Below are 17552 nucleotides of genomic sequence, written 5' to 3' on the forward strand. Positions count from 1 at the left end.
TACGCGGGTTAAATTAACCACAATAACTGCCGCGCATTATTTGTCTCTTTTCGCACATTTTGTTCAATTCATAGCCTTAAATCGGCAATGTTAATTTCGGCACTTAACAAAGATCGCTGCAATAATAGCCGGTGCATATTGTTAACGCTCACGCAGTGATTCCCTGGTTTTATTCAGCGGCTTAAGCAAATAATCCATCACGGTTTTCTGACCGGTTTTAATCTCAACATTCGCCACCATGCCGGGCATGATGGCGAACCTGCGGCCGCTTTTATTGGTCAGCTCGGCTTTTTGCGTGCGTACATAGACGCGATAGTAAAACTCGTCGTGCCGCACTTCGTCCTGCAGCGTATCAGGCGAGACGGTTTCGACTTCCCCGTGCAGATCGCCATAAATCGACGCGTCGTAGGCGGTGATCTTCACCACCGCGGGTAAACCCGGCCGGATATAGCCGATATCGCGGGGATTGATGCGCGTCTCAATCAGCAATTGATCCTCCAGCGGTACAATCTCCATCAGCTTGCCACCCGGCTCCAGCACGCCGCCCACCGTGGTGACGCGCACATCCTTCACAATGCCGCGCACCGGCGAAATCAGCGTGGTACGCGTCAGCAGATCCTGCTTGCCTGCCGCCACCTGCAGCTGCGCATCCAGTTCACCGTTGTTTTTCACCTGCTCTTCATGGGCACGCACGTAATAATCGTTGCGCGCTTCGTCGATTTTGCCGCGCAGATCGCTAACCTGGCGACGCAGGCGAATCACATCCACCTTACCCGCCGCGCCGCGCAGCATCAGCGGCTCCGTCACGTTGAGTTCTGCCTGCACCAGCGCAAGGGATTGCTGCAAATTGCCGATGGTCTCGACAAAATTCTGCCGCCGCGCCTGATAGAGCTGCGTTTCGCGCGCCACCAGTTCGGGATGTTGCAGGATATCGGCGCTGAACCTCAGCGGCGTGTCGCTGAGCTCGGCCTGTAAACGTTCAGAGGAGGCACGCAGCGTGCGCACCCGCGCAATCGCCTCACCAAAGTTGGTTTGAAAGCGCGTAGGATCGAGTGTTGCCAGCACCTCGCCGCGCTGCACGATATTGCCCTCGTGCACATTGAGCTGTTTGACGATGCCGCCATCAAGGCTATCAATGATCTGCGCGCGGCTGGAAGGCGTGACTTTGCCGATGCCGACCGTGACTTCGTCCAGCACCGCAAAGTACGCCCACAGCAGAAACAGCAGCAGCGCCACCACGCACAGCCAGATGATCGCCGAGGTGCGACGCTCACGCCGCGTCAGATCTTTATCCAACAGCACCACGCTCATGCCGCATCTCCTTTTTTATTGGCGGCGTGGCGCAGAATCTCGTCGCGCGCGCCATCGGCCACGATGCGGCCGTTATCCATCACAATGATGCGATCAACCATGCGCAGCAGCGCGGGACGATGCGTGACCAGTACCAGCGTGCGCCCGGTGACCCATTGCGCCAGCTGACGAATCACCTGCGCCTCCAGTTGCTCATCCATCGCCGCGGTCGGTTCATCCAGCAAAACCACCTGCGGCTGGCGCAGAATCAACCGGCTGAGCAGCACCATTTGCCGCTGGCCGCCGGACAAGCCGCGTCCGCCTTCATGAATAATGCGATCAAGGCTGGCGGCGTCCTGCTGCACCAAAGCTAACGCGCCGCTAATGCGCAGCGCCTGCAGCATCTCCTGCTCGCTGGCGTGCGGATTCCCGAGCAGCAGGTTCTGGCGCAGCGTGCCGAAAAACAGCCGCGCATCCTGCGACAGCCAGCCAAGCTGACGCCGCAGATCGACCGGATCGATGCAGGTGAGATCGACGCCGTCCACCAGCACTTTGCCCTGGCTGGCGCGCGCCTGACCGGCCAGCATCTTCAGCAGCGTCGATTTGCCCGCGCCGACTTTACCGAGAATCGCCACGCGTTCGCCGGGCGTGATCTGCAATTGCGGAATGTTGAGCACGCTATTACCGCTCTCCTCTTCGTAGCGGTAATGCACGTTTTGCAGCAGATAGTGGCCGCTGAGCACCGGACAGTGCGCCAGCGTGGCGTGATCGGGTTGGTCGAGCGGCTTCTTTAACAGTTCATCCAGCCCTTTCATCGCCGATTTCGCATGCTGCCAGCGCGAAAACACCATGGTGAGCTGCATCAGCGGCGCGATGGTGCGTGATGAGAGCAAGCTGCACGCCACCAGCGTGCCGGTGGTGATCTGATTGTCGAGCACCAGATAGACGCCGAACACCAACATGCCGGCATAGGTGAGCTGCTGCACGCTGGCCGACCAACCGGTGAGGCGCGCGCCCCATAAACGTTGCTGATTACTGATGGCCGCGCTAACTTCGTGCGTTTGCTCCCACTGGCGCTGAAAATAGGGTTCCGCTTGCAGCGCTTTAATATCCTCTACACCTTCTAAGGTTTCCACCAGCACCGCCTGACGCAGCGCGCTTTCCCGCAACCCTTCCTGCGCCAGACGCGCCATCGGGATTTGCACCAGTAAGCCAGGAATGACGATCAGCGGGATTGCCAGTAACGGAATCAGCACCAGCCAGCCGCCAATTGACGCCATAATCAGCAGAAACAGCAGCACAAACGGCAAGTCGGCGGCGGCATTCACCGTGGTGGACGTCAGCAGCTCGCGGACCTGATCAATTTCACGCAGTTGGGCAATAAAGGAGCCGGTGGAACGTGGGCGCGCTTCGTTGCGGATGTTCATCGCCCGCGCAAACAGCATGGCGGATATTTTCAGGTCGATGCGTTTGCCCATCAGGTCAGAAACCTGGGTGCGCATCAGACGAATCAGATACTCAATGGCGGCCGCCAGCACCACGCCGGCGAACAGCACCCACAACGTTGGCTGCGACTGCGCCGGAATCACCCGATCGTACACCTGCATGGAAAACAGAATGCCCGCCAGCGCCAGCACGTTGCCGACCAGCGAGGCCAGGCTGATCTCCGCAATGCGCCGCTTCATGCCACGAAAGTGATGCCAGAACCAGTGCGGCTGATACGGCTGCACAAACTCATCGATGCGCGCATCACGCGCCCGCGCCGCCACACCAACGACGCCAACCTGTATGTCCGCCTGCATGAGCAAATCCTGCAGCTGACCTGCGCGCACCACATCGCCACTTTCACTCAGCCAGTAACGTACGCCACCGTTACTATCCACCTCTTCTATCAACGCCACGCTGCCGTTTTCCAGCAGCAGCAATACCGGCACAATTTCCTGCCGCCAGCGCAGTTTGCTGTGCGGCACCAACATCAAATGCAGGCCTAACAGCCGGGCTAAACGTTCTAACTGTTGCGTCGGGGCCAGATGTTGAAACCAGCGCATCTGCTGGCGCAGCGTGCTGCCGTCCGCCGGTTTACCGAAGCGTGCCGCCACGCGCAGCATCGCCGCGATGCCGTTGTCGCTGTTGAAGGGTTGTGCTGTCATCCCTGTTGTCCCGTGAGCAATGAGAGTGGGCTGGCAACCGCTAGCCGATGTTGCTAGCGGTTGATGGCGGATTACGCCAGGTTCTGAACCTGATGTTGCTGCAGATGGTCGCCGAGGGTGTAACTGCTATCGCTGCCGTTGTAGTGGCTTTCCGTGGCGCGCGCATCGCTGGGTTGAGCGGCGGCGCTGTCGCCTGCGTCGACCAGCAGCGTATTCAGCGGCTCGCTGCTGACGCTGGCGGCCACCTCATGGCTATCGATGGTCACCGGCTGCGTCGCCGTCGCCACATTGCCTGCTTTGTCCTGCGCGCTGACCTTCATTTGGTAGCTGCCATCATCCAGCGGTGCCAACTGACCCGCCAAAATGGTCAGCGCCCAGTTGCCGTCGGCTTTAACCGTGGCGGTGTAACTCTGATCGCCCAGCGTCAACGTCACAAGGCTGCCCTGATCGAGATGGCTACTGCTGCCCTGAATCAGATGCCAGCTATTGAGCTCCGCCGCATCCAGCACCCAGTCGCCAAACGGTTGATTCAGCGTAATGGTCGGCACCTGATGCGTGGCAACGTTGAACAGGTTCTCAATAATCTGCGTATCGTGGTTGCCGTACTCATCCCAGCGCGTGGCCAGCGCCGACACTTCGCCATCCGGCAGCGCCTGCAGATCTTCGGCGCTGATGGTGACCATGCCGTTATCCGGCGTGTAGTTTTTGCCGTTGAGCGTCAGCTCCTTCACGCCTTCGAGATAGAAACTGAGATCGTGCTGCGCTTCCTGCTGATTCAGCGTGGTATCGCCGCCAATATTGATTTCGTAATAGATGTCTGGCAGTTGGGTGACCACGTTCAGTTCCAGCATTGCGTCAGTGGTGTTGCCAGCGCCATCCTGCGCATAAACCCGGATTTCGCCCAGTGCAATAAAGCTCGCCACTTCACTGGCCGGAATCGTCACCTGCCAGTGACCGTCGCTGCCAATCTGCGCGTGATATACCGCATCTCCACTGCACAGCAACAGCTGCTGGCCCGGTACCACCACCGAGAGATCGCCGCTGAAGGTGAGATCGTTTTGGCTCTCTTCTTTATTGATCACGTTGTCTGCCGTGACCTTATCGAAACTGATGTGCGGCAGGCTGCTAACGTGGGTAATTAAGGTGACATCCTGCAGATAAGCGGTGGTTTTGCCGTTGGGATCGGTAGCGCTGACTTTTAGGCTGTAGACGCCATCCTGTAACGCCTGAAGATCCTGTGAAGGAATAGCGGCGGTCCATTCGCCTTTATCGTTAACGCCGCCAGAGTATTTTTTCCCGGCTAAGATCACCGTGATATGGCTGTTCGCCGGCATGTGCGTAACACTGCCGTGCACCTCCACGCCGTAAATGCCTTCTGCCACGCTGACCGCGTTATCACCGCTGATCGGATCCACCGTCAGCGTAGGCTTGATGGTTTTATCCACGTAAACCCCAAAGCCCACCTGCGTATCGGTGCTGTTACCGGCTTTGTCGGTGATGGTCAGCGTCAGCGAATAAGCACCGTCGGACAATCCGTTGAGCACCGACGGCGGCATCGAAGCATTCCAGTAACCCCATTTATTTACCGTGCTGTGCCAGACTTCGCCGTTAAAGGTCAGCGTTACGGTGGCGCCTGGCTCAGATTCGGCGCGACCGCGCAGGTGAATATTCCTGCGGGATTCCCATGCGGCAATCACGCCATCTTGTGCAATAGGTTCATAAGGACGTAACGGCGCGGGCGGCGTAGTATCCACGCTGCGCGTTTGCAAAGATGATGTGTCGTCTGCCAGCGGATAAAGAGTGACCGCAGAGTGCAGAATCGCCGCTAATTGTTGTTCGGATTGACGTGAAGACATAGGTAACCTCGTTACAGGGAAGGTATTGCAACGGTCATTAAGCTTATTAATGTTTTAAGCGTACCGGTGCGCCATACAGGCCATTAATCAATGGCCCGCTTCGCCTGATGAAAACGGGTTACCCGCAGGTAACAAGGAGTAAAATAAGGCACAGCAAAATTCTCCCAAAGGGGGAGAAATAATCTCGATCTCGCTATATTCCGCATCGGGAGATGATGGGATGACTAACATATCGGTTTTACGTGGTCGCTGCCTATTGGCGAAAATCCGGAAATGCATGCTTTGCGACAGCGCCAAAAAATTGACGTCCAGGCCGCATGTGGCGCGGAATCTTTCATCAGTATACTGCATCATTCGGCAGAAAAAATTTTACTTAAGTCACTCCAGTAATGATTGGCACATGCCAGGAAAGTTCTGGAAAAGCGCAGCGATGCGTAAAAAATCGGTAATATGCCTGTTTCTGGCGTTTAATCGCTGCCATCTGATAGGGTCTGATGCGCGGTGTGACATGCGCTTTGATGCTAAACTTCGTCGCTTCACCCGCTAATGAAAACTACTCTTTATGACAGCACTGGACGCCGCGCCGCAAAATAAATTGCATCACCGTGTCAACCTCGGGACACGTATCGTTTTCCTCATCGCTGGATTGGGCATGTCCGCATGGGCACCGCTGGTGCCGTTCGCCAGCCAGCGTCTGGCATTGAGCGGCGCATCATTGGGTGGTTTGCTGCTGTGTCTGGGAATTGGCTCGCTGGCGGCGATGCCGATTACCGGGGGTTTGATTGCGCGCTTCGGTGGTCGTCGGGTGATGTTGTGCTCCACGCTGGTGGTGCTGGCGATGTTACCGCTGCTGGCGACGCTTGATGTGATGTGGCTGATGGCCGCCACTTTAATGGTATTTGGTGCCGGACTCGGCATGCTGGATGTCGCGATGAACGTGCAGGCGGTCGAAGTGGAAAAAGCCGCACGCAAGCCGATGATGTCCGGTTTCCACGGTTTCTTTAGCCTCGGCGGGATTATTGGCGCTGGCTCCGTCAGCCTGTTACTCGGCAGCGGCCTGACGCCGTTGCAAGCGGTTGGCGCGGTGATGGTGCTGATTGTGCTGCTGCTGGTGTGGAGCCTGCCGACGCTGATGACCGAACGCCTGCATCAGCCCGATCAGCCGTGGCTGGTTATTCCGCGCGGTTGGGTGGCATTCCTCGGTTTACTCTGCTTTATTCTGTTTCTTGCCGAAGGTGCGGTGCTGGATTGGGGCGCGCTGTTGCTGCTGCAAAGCCCGGAGATGAGCCCGGCGCACGCTGGTTTAGGTTATGCGGTGTTCTCGGTGGCAATGACCATTGGTCGTCTGACCGGCGATAAAGTGATTCAGCGCTTCGGCCGTTATCCGGTGATGTTGACCGGTGCGTTAGCCGCTGCCGCAGGCATGACGTTGGCGGTGTTGCTGCCGTGGCCGCAAATTGCGCTGCTGGCTTTCCTGCTGGTAGGTTTTGGCCTCGCCAATACGGTGCCGATGTTGTTCAATGCTGCCGGGAATCAACACGATATGCCGTCGAATCTGGCGATTTCGGCCATGACAACGTTAGGCTATGCAGGTATTCTTTCAGGTCCGGCTTTAATCGGATTAATTTCCCAGTGGATCAGCCTGAGTGGTGCATTTTTGCTTATCGCTCTGCTGCTGCTGGCCGTCGCTGCCAGTGCCCGACGGGTTGCGCGCTAATTCCATGATCCTGAGACACTATGCTGCCTTATAAATTTCCTCTGACATCCGGCAATGTAACGCGCTTTTTCGTGGTGTTTAACCTGGTGCTTTTTCTGGCGCTGGGCGCGATGGTGCACAACAGCGTGAATGCCTGGATGACAGAGAAGCGCTATGCGATGACCGATTTGGCGCGTGCGATGCAGAAACGCATCGATGCGTCGCGCTTCGCTACGTGGCAGATTTATGAGAACCTGGCCACCAGCGCCGCCGGTTCGTCGCCGAACAGTAATCTTCAGGAAACCCGCCTGCGCCCGGATGTCTATTATCTGGAAAAAACCCGCCGCAAAACCGAAGCACTGATTTTCGGTTCGCACGATAGCAGCACGCTGGATATGACCATGCGCATGTCCAACTATCTCGATACGCTGTGGGGCGCGGAAAATCCGACCTGGTCGATGTACTTCCTCAATGGTCAGGATAACAGCCTGATTATGATCTCCACGCTGCCGCTGAAAGACATGGCGACACGTTATAAAGAGAGTGCGATCAATTCGCTGGTTGATAGCCGCCGCGCCGAGATGCTGCAGCAGGCCAATGCGCTGGATGAGCGCGAAAGCTTCTCGCCGCTGCGTCACTTCGCCTGGCAGAACGATCACTACTTTACCCTGCGCACCACTTTCAATCAGCCGGGCCATTTAGCCACCGTGGTGGCATTTGATTTGCCGGTTAACGATCTGATTCCGCGTAATATGCCGCTGGAGAACTTCCAACTGCGTCAGGACGCGACGCAAACGTCGACCACCAACACCACCACCAGCGACGACACCAGCAGCGAAAGCACGCACGTGGCGCTGGTAAACCCGAATCTGGAGATCGCCTCCTCGCTGCCTAGCACTTCGCTGCAGCTGGTATATCGCGTGCCGCTCACCAACCTGGCGCTGGATACGCTGCATAATCTGATGTGGCCGCTGCTGATCAACCTTGTGCTGTTTTTACTGTCGATTGCGGGCATTACGCTGCTGCGTCAGCAATCGCTGCGCCCGAACGAGAATCAGAGCGCCGAGCTGGATTCGCTGCGCATGCTTAACGAAGAGATCGTCGCCAGTTTGCCGGTCGGCTTGCTGGTGTACGACTTCGCCACTAACCGCACGCTGCTCAGCAATAAAATCGCTGAACATCTGTTGCCGCACCTGAATCTGCAGAAAATCATCAATATGTCCGATCAACATCAGGGCGTATTGCAGGCGACCATCAATAACGAAGTGTATGAAATTCGCCACGCGCGCAGCGTGCTGTCGCCGCATACTCAGCTATTTATGATGCGCGATCAGGACCGCGAATTACTGGTGAATAAGAAGTTGCAGAAGGCGCAACAGGTGCTGGATCGTAATCACCAGATGCGTCAGCAGTTAATGCATAACCTCGGTCACGCCCTCAATGGTCCACTGCAAAGCATGGTTAAGCAACTAGTACAACTTAGCCAGCGTGACGATGACGAAAGCGTGCTCGATCTGCTCGACGAGAGCCAGGGTTTGGCGCGCCTGGTGGATGACATCGTGCTGCTTAATCGCCTGGAAGCGCATGACTGGTCGCCTGATGCCAGCGTGTTCAACCTGCAGGATATGCTGGACGAAATCGCGCTGGAAAGCCTGCCGCTGCTGCGTCGTAAAGGTTTAGCGCTGGTGGTGAATAACCATTTAGCCAATGACGAGATGCGTTTTGGCGATCGTCGTGCGCTGCGTAAAGTGCTGACCACGCTGATGCACTATTCGCTGACCACCACGCGCTGGGGCAAGATTTCGCTGGAGATCAAAACCAGTGAAGACAAGCCCAATCAGGTCTTGCTGCAGCTGGTGGATACTGGCTCCGGCTTGAGCGTCGATGAACTGGCGAATGTCGATTTCCCCTATCTCGGCGACACCACGCAAGATCGTTTTGGCCAGGCGTCCGGCATGGCATTTTTCCTCTGTAAGCAGCTGTGCAAACAGATGGGCGGCCAGCTGGAGATCATCGCTAAACCCGATATCGGCACACGCTACAATATTCAGCTGCCGCTGGCGTTAGAGCAGCAAGGCGAGCAGGAAGAGAAACTGCTGGAAGGCGTGACCGCGTTGGTGGATATCGCCGTAGAAGACGTACACAAGATCGTTTGTCGCCACCTCGAAAACTGGGGAGCGAAATGCCTGACCTCGGATGAGCGTTTAACTGGTCAGGATCATGATGTGCTGGTGACCGACGATCCGGCGCGCCTGAACGGCTGGGCGCTGCTGCTGGCCGGTGACGAAATGGGTCATCACGCGTTGAACGATCAGCAATTCCGGGTCAACTTCAATCTCAGTAATGCACTGCTTGATGCGCTGCTGGCCCTGATTGAAAAGCAACTTTCTCATGATTTGTTAGATGAGAGTCGCGAAGATGAAGAAGCCACGCCGCTAATGAGCGGAGGCTATTTCCAGCTGTTTACCGAGACAGTACCGCCAGATGTGAAGAGACTGTATACTGAAGCGGCGGAAAAGGATTATCCCTCGCTTGCTCAGACAGCACATCGCCTGAAAGGCGTGTTTGCCATGCTCAATCTGGGTTCAGGTAAACAGCTTTGTGAAGCGTTAGAACAACACATTAAAGTATGTGACGATTTAACCATTAAAAATACCACCAGTGAAATTGACGCTTACGTCAGCCAACTGCTGCAGCAAGGTAACCAATAAGATGAATAACTTGAACGTAATTATTGCCGATGACCATCCGATCGTTCTGTTCGGTATCCGTAAGTCACTGGAACAGATTGAATGGGTTAACGTTGTAGGTGAGTTTGAAGACTCAACAGCACTGGTAAACAGCTTGCCCAAACTGGACGCTAATGTCCTGATTACCGACCTCTCCATGCCAGGCGAGAAGTACGGTGACGGTATCACCCTGATTAAATACATCAAACGTCACTATCCGGACCTCTCGATTATCGTTCTGACCATGAACAATAACCCAGCGATCCTGAGCGCGGTGTTGGATCTGGATATCGAAGGGATCGTACTGAAGCAAGGCGCACCAACCGATCTGCCAAAAGCACTCGCGGCTCTGCAGAAAGGCAAAAAATATACGCCGGAAAGCGTGGCAAAACTGCTGGAGCGCATCAGCGCCGGTGGTTACGGTGACAAACGTCTGTCGCCGAAAGAGAGTGAAGTACTGCGTCTGTTCGCAGAAGGTTTCCTGGTGACTGAGATTGCTAAGAAACTTAACCGCAGTATCAAAACCATCAGTAGCCAGAAGAAATCAGCCATGATGAAACTGGGTGTGGAAAACGATATCGCGCTGCTGAACTATCTCTCTTCTGTCAGCGCCACTCAGGTCGACAAAGAGTAATACGAATGGGCGGCGTCTTCTGACACCGCCCATTTTTTAGTATCCGCTTTACGCCTCTACCCTGCCCTTTCTGACGCGTTCCGCATACACCGCCAGCGTGCTTTTCAACACATCCAGCGTGACCGGCTTCGACAAACAGTTATCCATACCCGCATCCATACAGCGCTGCTTCTCTTCCGCTAACGCATTTGCCGTGACGCCAATCACCGGGAAAGTATGTCCCAGCTGACGCAGACGTTGCGTCAGGCGATAACCATCCATGTTCGGCATGTTCACGTCGCTCAACACGATATCGATATGGTTGCGACTCAGCACGTTCAGCGCATCAACGCCATCCTGCGCGGTTTTGGTTTGATAGCCGACGGTGCCGAGCTGTTCTGATAGCAGCATGCGGTTGATCGGATGGTCATCAACAATCAGCACGATAATATCTTCGAAGGTCGCGGCGGCTTTTGGCGCGGTTAACGGCAGCGGCGTGGCGGTTTGGCTATTAATGTTGATGCGGTAGATGCGGCCCAGCAGCTGCGGCAGATCGTGGAGCATCGCGCTGCTCTGAATCCATTGCCCCGGCGCGGTTTCGTGCGGCATATCGATGTGCTCACCACAGATACGAATATGTGCGCGTCCAGTTTGCGCGGCAGGCTCATCGTGATCGCTGATGATCACATCATCAGCCGCCGCCTGGCCATGGTAATACGCTGCCTGAATGCCCTGCTGTTGCAGCAGACGCAGCAGGAAGCTGGCGAGATACTCATTACGCATATCCAGCCAGATGGCTTTTTCCTGCAAGCCGTCGAGCAGCGGTGGCGCCGCCAGCTGACCGGAATAGATCGGAATACGCACGATAAACTGGCTGCCCATACCCGGTTCGGAATCGACTTCGATGTCGCCGTCCATCATGTTGATCAGCTTTTCGCAGATCGCCAGCCCTAAGCCGGTGCCCTGGAAGTTACGCTGCACGCCAGAACCCACCTGGAAGAACGGATCGAACAGGCGCGTTACCTCTTTGGCCGGAATACCGACGCCGGTATCGCGTACGCGGAATGCCAGATAACCCTCTTTGACGTAAGCATGCAGGATGATGCAGCCGGTATGCGTGAATTTAATGGCGTTGTTCAGCAGGTTGGATATCACCTGCTGCAGACGCATGGCGTCGCCATCCATAATCAGGGGCACATCGTTTTCAATAAACACATACAGCGCCAGGCGCTTACGCACCACCAGCGAGAGATAGTTGCTGGCAATATGGTTGACCACTTCACGCGGCGAGAACGGATGCGGTTCAATTTTCAGCTGTTCGGATTCAATCTTCGAGAAGTCGAGGATGTCGCTGATGATCTTCAGCAGCAGGCTCGACGAGTTGTTCATCGCCGTCACCAGTGAATCGACGCCTTTCGGCAGCACTTTGGTTTGCAGCAGATCGAGGTTACCGATAATGCCGTACAGCGGCGTGCGCAGTTCATGGCTGACGGTGGCGAGGAACATTGATTTCGACTGGCTGGCTTGCTCGGCCGAGTGCGCCATCTCCTGCAGCGACTGCTCCATACGCACGCGCGCCGAAACATCCACCAGCACGCAAATCGCCACATTTTCATTACGATAGCGCGAATGCACAAAGCTGATTTGCAGGTTGGTGTTGCTGCCGGTCAGCACATCGACAAAGTTGACCTGCTGACCGCCAATGATTTCATTCAGACGCTGGCGATCTTCCTGCGTCAGCAGCGTCAGATAGTTATGCGCCAGTTCGTTACTCAGAATGTTGGTGCCGTCGCTGGTGCGCAGGATACAGATGCCGACCGGCGCCGAGGCGACAATCTTGCGGTTGAACTGCTCGTGCTCTTCCAGCCGATGCGCATTCTCCTCGGCCGGCAGGAACATGCGGCGCTCAAAAATCCACGCCAGCGTGAACAAAACCACCGCGGTTAAGATATTGAGTAGCAGCGCGTTGATCAGCATCAGCTTGAGCTGATCGGTTAACACGTCGGTGGAAAGCGACCACACCACATTGAGATTCGACGGCGGCAGCGGCTTTTTCAGCACCAGCTGGCGATAGCTGTCGAGATAGCCGAACCAGGTGCTGTTATCCGGCAGATCGTCGAGCGAGTAGCCCGGCCCGCCGCGACGCGAACTGATCAGCGGACGGTAGTTTTCATCAGTGATGGTGGCCACCAGCGGCAAACCGCCCGGCTGAATGAACTCATCAAGGCGAATATTCTGCTCCACGCCCAGCAACGCCTGCAGCTTGTTCGCCACATATACCGGCATCACCATATAGAAGTTGCCGACGCCCGGCTGCGCGCTGCTGGTGATCCAATACATCGGCTGACGGCGCTCTTCTTCATTGCCGTTGCGATAATGCAGCACGTGTTCGCGCAGCGCTTTCAGGCTACGTTCACGATCGACCGAATTGTTGCTGCCGATGGTGAAATCAGCCAGACACTGATTCTCTCCGCCAATGAAGAACACGCGGTTCAATTCATACGCCGAGGCAAAATTGCTTTTCCAGTAATTGATGTAGTAGCTGAGCGAGTCCAGCGAGTTACGCCAGGTGTTGCTCATTGACGTGCAGTCGCCATCGGAAAACAGCGGCGTGAACTGCGGCAGCGCACCTTTGCCCGGCGGCAAACCGTTAAGCACATCCAGACCGTTAGCGCTGCTGCTCAGGCGATTTTCGGTGATGTATTTCAGCTCGCGCATCACGTCCGCCGAATGGCGCACGTACCACTCAGCCTGACCATAATTGGCGGCAAACTCCTGACGCACCGCGTTCTCTTTCTCATGCAGCACGTTGATGATGTAGAAAGTGGTCAGCAGCGCACCCAGCGCCCAGAGCAGCAACGCCAGCGCACGAAACAGATAGCGCGAAATTCGAAGCGTAGTGCGAAAGGAGACAAGATATTTCAAAAGAGGCTCACTGGCGGTAAGAGGTTATCAGGATGTTGAAAAGCTTCCATACACTAGCTTTATCGGTCCTAAAAAGCCAGCTAGCCCGCGCCTTTAGGGGAAAACTCAGATAAAAAAACGGCAGGTCAGTTTCCTGACCTGCCGCTTAATAAAGCCGTTACGAATTACTCTTCGTCGTCAGCTTCTGGTGCTTCGTCGTCGCTGTCCACTTCCGGCGCGATATCCTCCTCGCCTTCCGCTACGCTGCCGTCGATGGCGTCGAGTTCTTCCTCTTCCACCGGCTCCGCGACGCGTTGCAGACCCACCACGTTTTCATCTTCCGCTGTACGGATCAGAATCACGCCCTGAGTGTTACGGCCAACCACGCTGACTTCCGATACGCGAGTACGCACCAGCGTACCGGCATCGGTGATCATCATGATCTGATCGCCATCCACCACCTGTACCGCGCCGATAACCGGTCCGTTACGTTCGGTGACTTTAATCGAGATCACGCCCTGGGTCGCACGCGACTTGGTTGGATACTCGCTGTTGGCGGTACGTTTACCGTAACCGTTCTGCGTCACGGTGAGGATCGCGCCCTCTTCGCGTGGCACAATCAGCGACACCACTTTGTCGCTTTCAGCCAGCTTGATACCGCGAACGCCCGAAGCCGAACGGCCCATCGCACGTACCGCCGTTTCAGCGAAGCGCACCACTTTACCGGCGGCAGAGAACAGCATTGCTTCGTCGCTACCGTTGGTCAGCGCCACGCCAATCAGCTCGTCATCCTCACGCAGGTTGATGGCGATGATGCCCGCACTACGCGGACGGCTGAACTCCTGCAGCGCGGTTTTCTTCACGGTACCGCTCGCGGTAGCCATGAAGATGTTGAAGCCTTCGGTGTATTCACGCACCGGCAGAATGGCGGTGATACGTTCGTTGGCTTCCAGCGGCAACAGGTTAACGATGGGACGACCGCGCGCACCACGGCTGGCTTCCGGCAGCTGATAGACCTTCATCCAGTAGAGACGGCCACGGCTTGAGAAGCACAGAATGGTGTCGTGGGTGTTGGCCACCAGCAGACGATCGATAAAGTCTTCTTCTTTAATACGTGCGGCGGATTTGCCTTTACCACCGCGGCGCTGGGCTTCATAGTCGGTCAGCGGTTGGTATTTGACATAACCCTGATGCGACAGCGTCACCACAACGTCTTCCTGATTGATCAGGTCTTCGATGTTGATGTCTGCACTGTTTGCGGTAATTTCCGTACGGCGTGCGTCGCCGAACTGATCGCGCATCAGCTCCAGCTCTTCACGGATTACTTCCATCAGGCGCTCAGCGCTTTGCAGGATGTGCAGCAGTTCAGCGATCTGATCCAGCAGCTCTTTGTATTCGTCGAGCAGTTTTTCATGCTCGAGGCCGGTCAGTTTCTGCAGACGCAGATCCAGAATCGCCTGCGCTTGCTGTTCAGTCAGATAATATTGACCATCGCGAATACCGAACTCGGCTTCCAGCCATTCCGGACGTGCAGCGTCATTACCGGCACGTTCCAGCATCGCGGCAACGTTACCCAGATCCCACGACTGCGCCAGCAGGCCCAGTTTCGCTTCGGCTGGCGTTGGTGCACGACGAATCAGTTCGATGATTGGATCGATGTTGGCCAACGCAATCGCCAGGCCTTCAAGGATGTGGGCACGATCGCGCGCTTTACGCAGTTCGAAAATGGTACGACGCGTAACCACTTCACGACGGTGACGCACGAAGGCTTCGATGATGCCTTTCAGCGTCATGATCTTCGGCTGGCCCTGATGCAGCGCCACCATGTTGATGCCGAAAGAGACCTGCAGCTGTGTCAGCGAGTAGAGGTTGTTGAGAACCACTTCACCCACCGCATCGCGTTTGATCTCAATGACAACACGCATGCCGTCTTTATCAGATTCGTCACGTAGTGCGCTGATGCCTTCCACGCGCTTCTCTTTCACCAGCTCGGCGATCTTCTCGATCAGACGCGCTTTGTTCACCTGATACGGCAGTTCGTGCACGATGATGGTTTCACGGCCGGTCTTGGCATCAGTTTCCACTTCGCCACGTGCGCGAATGTAAATCTTACCGCGCCCGGTGCGATAGGCTTCTTCAATACCACGACGACCATTGATGAAGGCCGCCGTCGGGAAGTCTGGCCCGGTGATGTGCTCCATCAGACCTTCAACGGTGATGTCTTCATCTTCAATAAACGCCAGACAGCCGTTGATCACTTCCGTCAGGTTGTGCGGTGGAATGTTGGTTGCCATACCAACGGCGATACCGGAAGAACCGTTTACCAGCAGGTTAGGAATTTTAGTTGGCAGGACTTCAGGGATCTGCTCGGTGCCGTCATAGTTCGGCACGAAATCGACGGTTTCCTTTTCCAGGTCAGCCAGCAGCTCCGAAGAGATCTTTGCCATGCGGACTTCGGTATAACGCATCGCTGCGGCGGAGTCGCCGTCGACCGAACCAAAGTTACCCTGACCGTCAACCAGCATGTAGCGCAGGGAGAATGGCTGGGCCATACGCACGATACTTTCGTATACCGCGGAATCGCCGTGCGGGTGATATTTACCGATGACGTCACCGACCACACGGGCGGATTTTTTATAGGGTTTATTCCAGTCGTTGCCCAGTTCGCTCATGGCAAAAAGCACACGGCGGTGTACCGGCTTCAGACCATCACGCACATCGGGTAAGGCTCGGCCAACAATGACCGACATGGCGTAATCGAGGTAGGAGTTTTTCAACTCTTCTTCGATATTGACCGGTGTAATTTCTCTCGCAAGGTCGCTCATGGAGCCGCTATCCCTCTACATAATCCCGGATTTAAAGGTGCGAAAGTATATCACATTGCTTCCCTTCGGTGAACGTTAACCAAGCCTTAATCCCGCTTTTCCTTGAGCGTGAGAGATGCGTTCGCGTGAGTTAAGCGTTTATACTGAGGGAATATTTTGTCTGGAGTGATGATTCAATGAGTGAACAACCGCAGGAAAGCCGCCAGAACGTCGACCACGCCGAGATCGCCAAGTTTGAGGCCGTGGCATCCCGCTGGTGGGATTTAGAGGGTGAATTTAAGCCGTTGCACCGTATTAACCCCCTGCGACTTGGCTGGATAGCGCAGCATAGTAATGGCCTGTTCGGCAAGAAAGTGCTCGATGTCGGCTGCGGCGGCGGCATTCTGGCGGAGAGCATGGCGCGTGAAGGCGCTGAGGTTACCGGCCTGGATATGGGCGCTGAGCCGCTGGAAGTGGCGCGTCTGCATGCGCTGGAGAGCGGCGTTAGCGTTAACTACGTGCAGCAAACCGTGGAAGATCACGCCGCAAGTCACGCCGGGCAGTATGATGTGGTGACCTGCATGGAGATGCTGGAGCATGTGCCGGATCCGCGCTCGGTAGTCTTAGCCTGCGCGCAGCTGGTGAAGCCCGGCGGCGAAGTGTTTTTCTCCACCATCAACCGCAATCCAAAAGCCTGGCTGCTGGCGGTATTTGGTGCCGAGTATGTGCTGCGCATGGTGCCGCGCGGGACGCACGACGTGAAGAAATTCATCCGTCCCGCCGAGTTGCTGAACTGGGTGGATGAAACCCCGCTGCGTGAAAGAAATATGATTGGCCTGCACTACAATCCGCTGACCAACCAGTTCCGTCTGGGTCGCGGTGTCGATGTGAACTACATGATTCATACGCATCGTCAGGAGTGATGTCATCCTTTGCCAGAGGCGCTGGCGCGTCTGCTGCGGCAAAAGGGCCATTCGCAGCGCTGAGGCTTTTACGTTGGGTCAGGAGCCTCACGCAGGGATGCGTGAGGCAGTTCGGGGCCGGCCAGGATGGCCGATCCGCGAACGGTCCATTGGCACGACGTGAAAGCCGAAGGCACCGCGCTAGCGGCGCGAGGACGGCCCGTGACGCAGCAGAGGTGTCAGAGCCCGCACCAGATTTCAAGCAAAATGCTTTCTTAATTAACAAACATTACGTCATTCATGGCGACCTCTCATCCCCCAATTTTGGCCCTATCCAGATCAATTTCCTTTTAGACGCGTACCAGCCTTTTTTATAGGCTAAGCAAGTCACAAAAAATTCATAAGCACTTTTAGATAAGTTCGCTGCTGGCGGCCTTGTCGGGGCTTTTTTTGTCTAAGAAAATTCCTGAAGCGCGGTGGTTGAGCAAGAAACACGCGTCCGATCATAAAGTGAAAAAAAAGTGTTGAGCGGTTGACACTAAGTGCAGGCCTTGCGGCATGCGGATCCAGGATTTTAGCCAGCCGGTAATGACGATTTTTTAGTGAAA

Annotated in this window: 9 protein-coding genes; 4 read left to right on the top strand and 5 right to left on the bottom strand. The window is 55.8% G+C overall.

Annotation, left to right across the window (positions count from 1 at the left end; genetic code table 11):
• Window positions 1-141: 141 nt before the first annotated feature.
• The 3 genes from FCN45_RS13095 to FCN45_RS13105 all read right to left on the bottom strand — a co-directional run bounded on the left by FCN45_RS13095 (window position 142) and on the right by FCN45_RS13105 (window position 5296).
• Window positions 142-1311 carry an HlyD family efflux transporter periplasmic adaptor subunit gene (locus tag FCN45_RS13095; RefSeq protein ID WP_137386184.1) on the bottom strand — a complete coding sequence of 390 codons (1170 nt, stop codon included), beginning with the start codon at window positions 1309-1311 and terminating at the stop codon, window positions 142-144.
• A complete protein-coding gene (locus FCN45_RS13100; protein ID WP_137386185.1) occupies window positions 1308-3440 on the bottom strand; it encodes a type I secretion system permease/ATPase in 2133 nt (710 codons plus the stop codon). Before FCN45_RS13100 ends, FCN45_RS13095 begins: the two co-directional genes overlap by 4 nt.
• 71 nt (window positions 3441-3511) lie before the next feature.
• Window positions 3512-5296: an Ig-like domain-containing protein gene (locus FCN45_RS13105; RefSeq protein ID WP_137386186.1), complete on the bottom strand. Its 1785-nt coding sequence runs from the start codon at window positions 5294-5296 to the stop codon at window positions 3512-3514.
• Between the two features lie 562 nt (window positions 5297-5858).
• On the opposite strand from FCN45_RS13105, the gene FCN45_RS13110 reads away from it, so the two are divergent.
• From FCN45_RS13110 to rcsB, 3 genes are read left to right on the top strand one after another with little or no spacing between them, the layout of a single operon-like run.
• Entirely contained in the window at window positions 5859-7013 is a 1155-nt protein-coding gene (locus tag FCN45_RS13110) for an MFS transporter (protein WP_110866581.1), read from the top strand.
• Window positions 7014-7036: 23 nt separating this feature from the next.
• The gene (gene rcsD, locus FCN45_RS13115) at window positions 7037-9703 is read left to right on the top strand and encodes a phosphotransferase RcsD (protein WP_137386898.1); all 2667 of its coding nucleotides are present in this window, start codon (window positions 7037-7039) and stop codon (window positions 9701-9703) included.
• Between the two features lies 1 nt (window position 9704).
• Window positions 9705-10355 carry a response regulator transcription factor RcsB gene (gene rcsB, locus FCN45_RS13120; protein ID WP_007889370.1) on the top strand — a complete coding sequence of 217 codons (651 nt, stop codon included), beginning with the start codon at window positions 9705-9707 and terminating at the stop codon, window positions 10353-10355.
• Window positions 10356-10403: 48 nt separating this feature from the next.
• Here the strand turns inward: rcsB and rcsC are convergent, their stop codons facing one another.
• Window positions 10404-13259 carry a two-component system sensor histidine kinase RcsC gene (gene rcsC / locus FCN45_RS13125; RefSeq protein WP_137386187.1) on the bottom strand — a complete coding sequence of 952 codons (2856 nt, stop codon included), beginning with the start codon at window positions 13257-13259 and terminating at the stop codon, window positions 10404-10406.
• A 164-nt stretch (window positions 13260-13423) separates the two neighbouring features.
• Window positions 13424-16063, bottom strand: a complete 2640-nt coding sequence (gene gyrA, locus FCN45_RS13130; RefSeq protein WP_110866580.1) for a DNA topoisomerase (ATP-hydrolyzing) subunit A — start codon at window positions 16061-16063, stop codon at window positions 13424-13426.
• 176 nt (window positions 16064-16239) lie between these two features.
• Between gyrA and ubiG the strand changes: the two genes are divergently transcribed.
• Window positions 16240-16965 (top strand): bifunctional 2-polyprenyl-6-hydroxyphenol methylase/3-demethylubiquinol 3-O-methyltransferase UbiG, encoded by a 726-nt coding sequence (gene ubiG, locus FCN45_RS13135; protein ID WP_061717833.1) that lies wholly within the window; start codon window positions 16240-16242, stop codon window positions 16963-16965.
• Window positions 16966-17552 lie beyond the last annotated feature (587 nt).

This window comes from Pantoea sp. SO10 (genome assembly GCF_005281435.1).
In the GTDB taxonomy this organism is placed as follows: Bacteria; Pseudomonadota; Gammaproteobacteria; order Enterobacterales; family Enterobacteriaceae; genus Pantoea; species Pantoea leporis.